The organism is Pseudomonas sp. (assembly GCF_050739995.1).
Lineage (GTDB): Bacteria > Pseudomonadota > Gammaproteobacteria > Pseudomonadales > Pseudomonadaceae > Aquipseudomonas.
Window position 1 is genome coordinate 1 of record NZ_JBOICG010000296.1, and the last position, 6,032, is coordinate 6,032.

Annotated in this window: 9 protein-coding genes; 5 read left to right on the forward strand and 4 right to left on the reverse strand. The window is 60.0% G+C overall.

The window, feature by feature from the left end; translation table 11 throughout:
- Together trpA and trpB are read right to left on the reverse strand one after the other, a co-directional pair.
- The coding region (gene trpA, locus ACRESD_RS10060; RefSeq protein ID WP_431750777.1) for a tryptophan synthase subunit alpha at positions 1-500 on the reverse strand (500 nt) is incomplete at its 3' end.
- Positions 500-1,741 carry a tryptophan synthase subunit beta gene (gene trpB / locus ACRESD_RS10065; protein ID WP_431750778.1) on the reverse strand — a complete coding sequence of 414 codons (1,242 nt, stop codon included), beginning with the start codon at positions 1,739-1,741 and terminating at the stop codon, positions 500-502. The genes trpA and trpB, both read right to left, overlap by 1 nt.
- A 110-nt stretch (positions 1,742-1,851) precedes the next feature.
- Between trpB and ACRESD_RS10070 the strand changes: the two genes are divergently transcribed.
- The gene (locus ACRESD_RS10070) at positions 1,852-2,748 is read left to right on the forward strand and encodes a LysR family transcriptional regulator (protein ID WP_431750779.1); all 897 of its coding nucleotides are present in this window, start codon (positions 1,852-1,854) and stop codon (positions 2,746-2,748) included.
- Here the strand turns inward: ACRESD_RS10070 and ACRESD_RS10075 are convergent.
- Positions 2,745-3,071 carry a DUF883 family protein gene (locus ACRESD_RS10075; protein ID WP_431750780.1) on the reverse strand — a complete coding sequence of 109 codons (327 nt, stop codon included), beginning with the start codon at positions 3,069-3,071 and terminating at the stop codon, positions 2,745-2,747. The genes ACRESD_RS10070 and ACRESD_RS10075 overlap by 4 nt on opposite strands.
- Positions 3,072-3,225: 154 nt before the next feature.
- Between ACRESD_RS10075 and ACRESD_RS10080 the strand changes: the two genes are divergently transcribed.
- On the forward strand, positions 3,226-3,441 hold the full coding sequence (locus tag ACRESD_RS10080) for a dodecin (protein WP_005783406.1): 216 nt from the start codon (positions 3,226-3,228) through the stop codon (positions 3,439-3,441).
- Positions 3,442-3,558: 117 nt separating this feature from the next.
- Complete coding sequence (locus ACRESD_RS10085; protein ID WP_431750781.1) at positions 3,559-3,780, forward strand: DUF1161 domain-containing protein; 222 nt, start codon at positions 3,559-3,561, stop codon at positions 3,778-3,780.
- 61 nt (positions 3,781-3,841) lie between these two features.
- On the opposite strand, the gene ACRESD_RS10090 is transcribed toward ACRESD_RS10085, so the two are convergent.
- Positions 3,842-4,843, reverse strand: a complete 1,002-nt coding sequence (locus ACRESD_RS10090; RefSeq protein ID WP_024072590.1) for an LLM class flavin-dependent oxidoreductase — start codon at positions 4,841-4,843, stop codon at positions 3,842-3,844.
- Between the two features lie 217 nt (positions 4,844-5,060).
- On the opposite strand from ACRESD_RS10090, the gene ACRESD_RS10095 reads away from it, so the two are divergent.
- Together ACRESD_RS10095 and ACRESD_RS10100 are read left to right on the forward strand one after the other, a co-directional pair.
- Positions 5,061-5,492 carry an OsmC family protein gene (locus ACRESD_RS10095; RefSeq protein ID WP_431750782.1) on the forward strand — a complete coding sequence of 144 codons (432 nt, stop codon included), beginning with the start codon at positions 5,061-5,063 and terminating at the stop codon, positions 5,490-5,492.
- A 144-nt stretch (positions 5,493-5,636) separates the two neighbouring features.
- A complete protein-coding gene (locus ACRESD_RS10100; protein WP_431750783.1) occupies positions 5,637-5,876 on the forward strand; it encodes a DUF1161 domain-containing protein in 240 nt (79 codons plus the stop codon).
- Positions 5,877-6,032: the final 156 nt, after the last annotated feature.

Below are 6,032 nucleotides of genomic sequence, written 5' to 3' on the forward strand. Positions count from 1 at the left end.
AGCACGGTCGGCAGGCGCACGTCGTCGGTGGTTGGCGTGGTCAGGCGGATAAAGTCGATGCCTGCTGCCTGGGCCGGGTCGCACAGCTCGGCGTTATGCTCGGGCGGTATGTCGACCACGATCAGGCCGTCAACACCGGCTGCCTTGGCGTCGGCGATGAACTGCGGCACGCCGTATTTGTGGATCGGGTTGAAATAGCCCATCAACACCAGCGGCGTGTCGTTGTTGTCTTTGCGGAACTCACGAACCATTTGCAGGGTTTTCGCCAGGTTCTGCTTGGCGGTCAACGCGCGGATGTTGGCCAGTTGAATGGCCGGACCGTCGGCCATCGGGTCGGTGAAAGGCATGCCCAGCTCGATCACATCGGCGCCGGCGGCAGGCAAGCCCTTGAGGATCGCCAGCGAGGTGTCGTAGCCCGGGTCGCCGGCGGTGACGAAGGTCACCAGAGCGGCGCGGTTCTGTTCTTTAAGCTGTGCGAAGCGGGTTTGCAGGCGGCTCATCAGTGTTTCTCCTGCTTGGACTGTTCTTGTTGAGAGTGTTCCATGTGGAACATCACGGTTTGCATGTCTTTGTCGCCACGGCCCGACAGGTTGACCACCATCAGGTGATCCTTCGGCAAGGTCGGTGCGCGTTTGAACACTTCGGCCAGGGCGTGGGCGCTTTCCAGTGCAGGAATAATCCCTTCCAGGCGGCAGCATTTATGGAAGGCATCCAACGCTTCGTCGTCGGTCACGGAGGTGTACTGAACGCGGCCGATATCGTGCAACCAGGCGTGTTCAGGACCAATGCCCGGGTAGTCGAGGCCGGCGGAAATCGAGTGGGCGTCGATGATCTGGCCATCGTCGTCCTGCAGCAGGAAAGTGCGGTTGCCGTGCAGCACGCCCGGTACGCCGCCGTTGAGGCTGGCGGCGTGCTTGCCGGTCTCGATACCGTGGCCGGCCGCTTCGACACCGATGATCTCGACGCTGGTGTCGTCCAGGAACGGGTGGAACAGGCCCATGGCATTGGAACCACCACCGATGCACGCCACCAGGCTGTCCGGCAGGCGGCCCTCCTGGGCTTGCAGTTGGTCGCGGGTTTCCTTGCCGATCACGGCCTGGAAATCGCGCACCATGGCTGGGTACGGATGCGGGCCGGCCACGGTGCCGATCAGGTAGAAGGTGCTGTCGACGTTGGTCACCCAGTCACGCAGGGCTTCGTTCATCGCGTCCTTGAGGGTGCCGGTGCCGGCGACCACGGGGATTACTTCGGCACCCAGCAGCTTCATGCGGAACACGTTGGCCTGCTGGCGCTCGATGTCGGTGGTGCCCATGTAGATCACGCATTGCAGGCCGAAGCGTGCCGCCACGGTGGCAGTGGCCACGCCGTGCATGCCGGCGCCGGTCTCGGCAATGATGCGTTTTTTACCCATGCGCCGTGCCAGCAGGATCTGGCCGATGCAGTTGTTGATCTTGTGCGCGCCGGTGTGGTTCAGCTCTTCGCGCTTGAGGTAGATCTTGGCGCCACCGCAGAACTCGGTCAGGCGCTCGGCGAAATACAGCGGGCTTGGGCGGCCGACGTAGTCGCGTTGGAAGTAGGCCAGTTCTTCATTGAACGCCGGATCGATCTTGGCCGCTTCGTATTCACGGGCCAGGTCGAGGATCAACGGCATCAGGGTTTCAGCGACGTAACGGCCGCCGAACGCGCCGAACAGGCCGTTGGCGTCTGGGCCGTTGCGTAGATCGGTCTGGGACTGAGTCATGGGACGCTCCAGGAAAGAATGGGTGTAGGAAACAATGAGGGCCACTCTACCCTTCACGCTCTACGCTGAAAACCGATAAGATCGCCGCAACCTGTCAGGAAAACTCACAGATGAGCCGAGACCTTCCGCCCCTTAATGCCCTGCGTGCATTTGAAGCCACTGCCCGCCTCAACAGCGTCAGTCAGGCTGCCGAGCAACTTCACGTGACTCACGGCGCCGTCAGCCGCCAGATGAAGGTGTTGGAAGAACACTTGGGTGTCAGTTTGTTCGCCAAAGACGGGCGCGGCCTTAAACTCACAGATGCCGGCGTTCGACTACGGGATGCCAGTGCTGAAGCGTTCGAACGTTTAAGGGATGTGTGTGCCGAGCTGACCCAGGCCAGCGCTGACGCGCCCTTCGTGCTCGGTTGCTCGGGGAGCTTGCTGGCGCGCTGGTTGATCCCGCGCCTGGGCCGCTTGAACGCCGACTTGCCAGACCTGCGCCTGCACCTGTCGGCCGGTGACGGCGACCTCGACCCGCGGCGCCCCGGCCTGGATGCTCTACTGGTGTTCGCCGAACCGCCCTGGCCTGCGGATATGCAGGTGTATGAGCTGGCGAGCGAACGTATCGGCCCGGTGATGAGCCCGCGTTTTGCCGGTTACGAACGCCTGCACCAGGCGCCGCCGCAAGCCCTGTGTGGCGAAGCTTTGTTGCATACCACGTCGCGTCCGCAAGCCTGGCCCAGTTGGGCGCGGCAATACGGCATCGAGCCTGGCGCGCTGAAACACGGCCAAGGGTTTGAGCATTTGTATTACTTGCTGGAGGCGGCGGTGGCGGGTCTTGGAGTGGCGATTGCGCCAGAGCCGCTAGTGGCAGAGGACCTGCGCGCGGGTCGCCTGGTGGCGCCCTGGGGTTTCAGTGAAACCCCGGCGCACCTGGCGTTGTGGCTACCCAAGCGCGCCGCAGACGGGCGCGCCGGTCGGTTGGCGCAGTGGCTCAAGGCAGAGCTTTTGCGCCAGCCGGTTTAGTCACGGCGTTTGCACAGCAGGTAAGCGGCTATCAGGCCCAATGCGCCCACGGCGACACCGGCTGTAGTCCATGGATGCTCTTGTGCGTAATCCCGGGTCGCAGCGCCGGTTTCGCGGATTTTGACTTTGCTTTCTTCGTAGGCATCGCTGATTAGGTGACGAGAGTGCTTGAGGGCATTCTCGGCGTTGCTTTTCAGGGCCTTCAGGGTCTTGCGCGACTCGTCAGATGCGTCGTCCTTGAGGCTTTCCAGAGACTTGAGCAGGCTCGAAATCTCGGCTTCCATGCTTTCCAGCGACGCTTTGCGTAAAGAAGTGTTGGCCATTTGGACTCTCCTGAAGTGATTGAGTGGCGTGTGTAGATACCGACTGCACCGGTTTCAGAAAGTGCAGTAAATCTGAACTTTCACTTAGGAACGGTCGCCAGAAGCAGTACGAACATTGACTGCTACGCTGATTAAAGTCCTCAGGAGAAACGCCATGTCTGATCATCACACCTACAAGAAAGTCGAACTGGTCGGCTCCTCGACCACCAGCATCGAAGACGCCATCAATAATGCGCTGGCCGAGGCCAACAAGAGTATCAAGCACCTGGAGTGGTTCGAAGTGACCGAAACCCGCGGCCACATCAAGGACGGCAAGGCCGCGCACTTCCAGGTTACGCTCAAGGTGGGATTCCGAATTGCCAGTAGTTAAGCGCGACAGTTGAACTTTGCTGACTGGCCGATTGCCATAACCTGCGCTACAACCTTTGGGTGCCGATGCCATTAGCGTCGGCACGCTCTTTTTCGATCAGCGCAAGGAAAGTAACGGATGAAGAAGTTCTTGTTAGCGGTAGGTTTGTTGAGCATTGCGGGCACCGCGATGGCGGCGAAGGACTGCGGAGAGCTGAAAAGCGAGATCGCAGCGAAAATCGACGCTAAAGGCGTACCGCACTACTCCTTGGAAATCGTGGATAAAGGCGCTTCGGCCGGTGGCTCGGTAGTCGGCACCTGCGGCGGCGGCACCAAGGAAATCGTCTACAAGCGCGGTTAATCCCGTGTTCCAGACATAAAAAACCGACGCGAGTGCGTCGGTTTTTTTTCGCCTGTGGGTTTTAGCCCTTCATCAACTGCGCAAGAAGTTCGTAGGAATGAATCCGGTCGGCGTGCTCGTACAGGTCACAGGTAAAGATCAGCTCATCGGCGCCGGTCTGCTCGATCAACACCTCCAGTTTGGCGCGGATCTTCGCCGGGCTGCCCACCATCGCCAGGCCGAGGAAGCTGCCGACTGCGTCTTTTTCATGGGGTAGCCACAGGCCGTCCATGGTTTTTACGGGCGGGCGCTGCACCAGGCTTTGGCCGCGCATCAGCGCGAGGATACGTTGGTAGACCGAAGTGGCCAGGTAATCAGCCTGCTCGTCGGTATCGGCGGCTACCAGCGGAATGCCAAGCATGACGTAGGGCTTATCCAGCACGGCTGAAGGCTTGAAGTGATTGCGGTACACGCGAATCGCCTCATGCATCAGGCGCGGAGCGAAATGGGAGGCGAAGGCGTAGGGCAAGCCCCGCTCCCCCGCAAGTTGTGCACTGAACAGGCTGGAACCGAGTAGCCACACCGGTACGTTGGTGCCGGTGCCTGGGACCGCGATCACCCGCTGGTCGGGCGTGCGCGGACCGAGGTAGGCCATCAGTTCGGCCACGTCTTCCGGGAAGTCGTCGGCGCTGCCGGAGCGTTCACGGCGCAGGGCGCGGGCCGTCATCTGGTCTGAACCGGGTGCGCGGCCCAGGCCCAGGTCGATACGGCCGGGGTAGAGGCTTTCCAGGGTACCGAACTGCTCGGCGATCACCAGGGGCGCGTGGTTGGGCAGCATCACGCCGCCGGAGCCGACGCGGATGGTCGAGGTGCCGCCAGCCAGGTAGCCCAGCAACACCGAAGTGGCCGAGCTGGCAATGCCGTCCATGTTGTGGTGTTCAGCCACCCAGAAACGGTGGTAGCCGAACTTTTCCACGTGCTGGGCCAGGTCCAGGGAATTGCGCAACGACTGCGCCGGGCTGCCATTGGCGCGCACGGGCACGAGGTCGAGGGTCGAGAACTTCACGTCGGACAGCGATTTCATAAGCCTGCTTCTCCATTGGGTGCGCAGGCTTATAGTCGAACCAAAACCTGCCGCTTCATGTGCATGCTTCATGCAATGAGGGCATATACCCGAGATTCAATAGGCGATCGTAAAGTTTCCTACTGGAGCACTAGGTTTCTCTGACAAGATGAACTTTGCCAAAGCTTCTATCCTCAGAACTCCTACTGACGCAAAACCACCGTTCGAGGAGATAGCTATGAGTATCAAGAAAAAAGCATCGGCTCACTGGGAAGGCGACTTGAAGACAGGTTTAGGGTCCATCTCGACCGAAACCGGCGTGCTGCGCGACGCGCCCTACGGCTTCAAGGCACGTTTCGAAGGCGGCAAAGGCACCAACCCCGAAGAACTGATCGGTGCTGCTCATGCCGGCTGTTTCTCCATGGCGTTTTCCATGATTCTCGGCGACGCTGGCCTCAAGGCCGACAGCATCGACACCCAGGCGGAAGTCACCCTGGACCAAGTGGACGGTGGTTTTGCGATCACCGCCGTACACCTGATTCTGAAAGCCAAGATCCCGGGCGCCAGCCAAGCGCAATTCGATGAGCTGAGCAAAAAGGCCAAGGAAGGGTGCCCGGTGTCCAAGGTGCTGAATGCGAAAATCAGCCTGGATGCCACGCTGGTCAACTAACGCAGCACACCCAATGTGGGGTGGGCTTGCTCACTCCCACATTTAGTTCTGCGTTAAATCAGAACTCGTGTTTCCTAGATGTGGTCCTATAGGCTATGCAGCCTAGGCGCACACCCGTGCGCATGCATTCAGGGAGCTTCACACATGAAACGTTTTGCCTTGGCGATCATTTGCGGTGCGTTGGCCACTTCGGCTGTGGCCGCGCCAAAAGATTGTGAAGAGCTCAGGAAAGAGATCGAAGTGAAGATCCAGGCCAAGGCGATTCCGTCTTACACCTTGGAGATCATCACTGCTGAAGAAGCCAAGAATCACGATAGCGCCATGATTGTCGGCTCCTGTGAAAACGGCACCAAGCGCATCATCTATCAGAGAAACAACGACTGATCAGAGGCAGTTCACACTGCGTTCCTCGGCCAACAACTGACGAGCTGCGTTGTACAGCCGAATATTGGGCGTGTAGGCCAGCGACCGTCCTTCCAACACATAGCGCTGGCCAGCCTGGAAGTTGTCGTACTGCAAAGTCATGAAGCAGGTACGGTC

Excerpts from the sequence above, each read along its gene's own strand:
- ACRESD_RS10090 (WP_024072590.1), bottom strand. The coding sequence starts at position 4,843 with ATGAAATCGCTGTCCGACGTGAAGTTCTCGACCCTCGACCTCGTGCCC.
- ACRESD_RS10100 (WP_431750783.1), top strand. The coding sequence starts at position 5,637 with ATGAAACGTTTTGCCTTGGCGATCATTTGCGGTGCGTTGGCCACTTCG.
- ACRESD_RS10085 (WP_431750781.1), top strand. The coding sequence starts at position 3,559 with ATGAAGAAGTTCTTGTTAGCGGTAGGTTTGTTGAGCATTGCGGGCACC.
- ACRESD_RS10095 (WP_431750782.1), top strand. The coding sequence starts at position 5,061 with ATGAGTATCAAGAAAAAAGCATCGGCTCACTGGGAAGGCGACTTGAAG.
- ACRESD_RS10070 (WP_431750779.1), top strand. The coding sequence starts at position 1,852 with ATGAGCCGAGACCTTCCGCCCCTTAATGCCCTGCGTGCATTTGAAGCC.
- ACRESD_RS10075 (WP_431750780.1), bottom strand. The coding sequence starts at position 3,071 with ATGGCCAACACTTCTTTACGCAAAGCGTCGCTGGAAAGCATGGAAGCC.
- trpB (WP_431750778.1), bottom strand. The coding sequence starts at position 1,741 with ATGACTCAGTCCCAGACCGATCTACGCAACGGCCCAGACGCCAACGGC.
- ACRESD_RS10080 (WP_005783406.1), top strand. The coding sequence starts at position 3,226 with ATGTCTGATCATCACACCTACAAGAAAGTCGAACTGGTCGGCTCCTCG.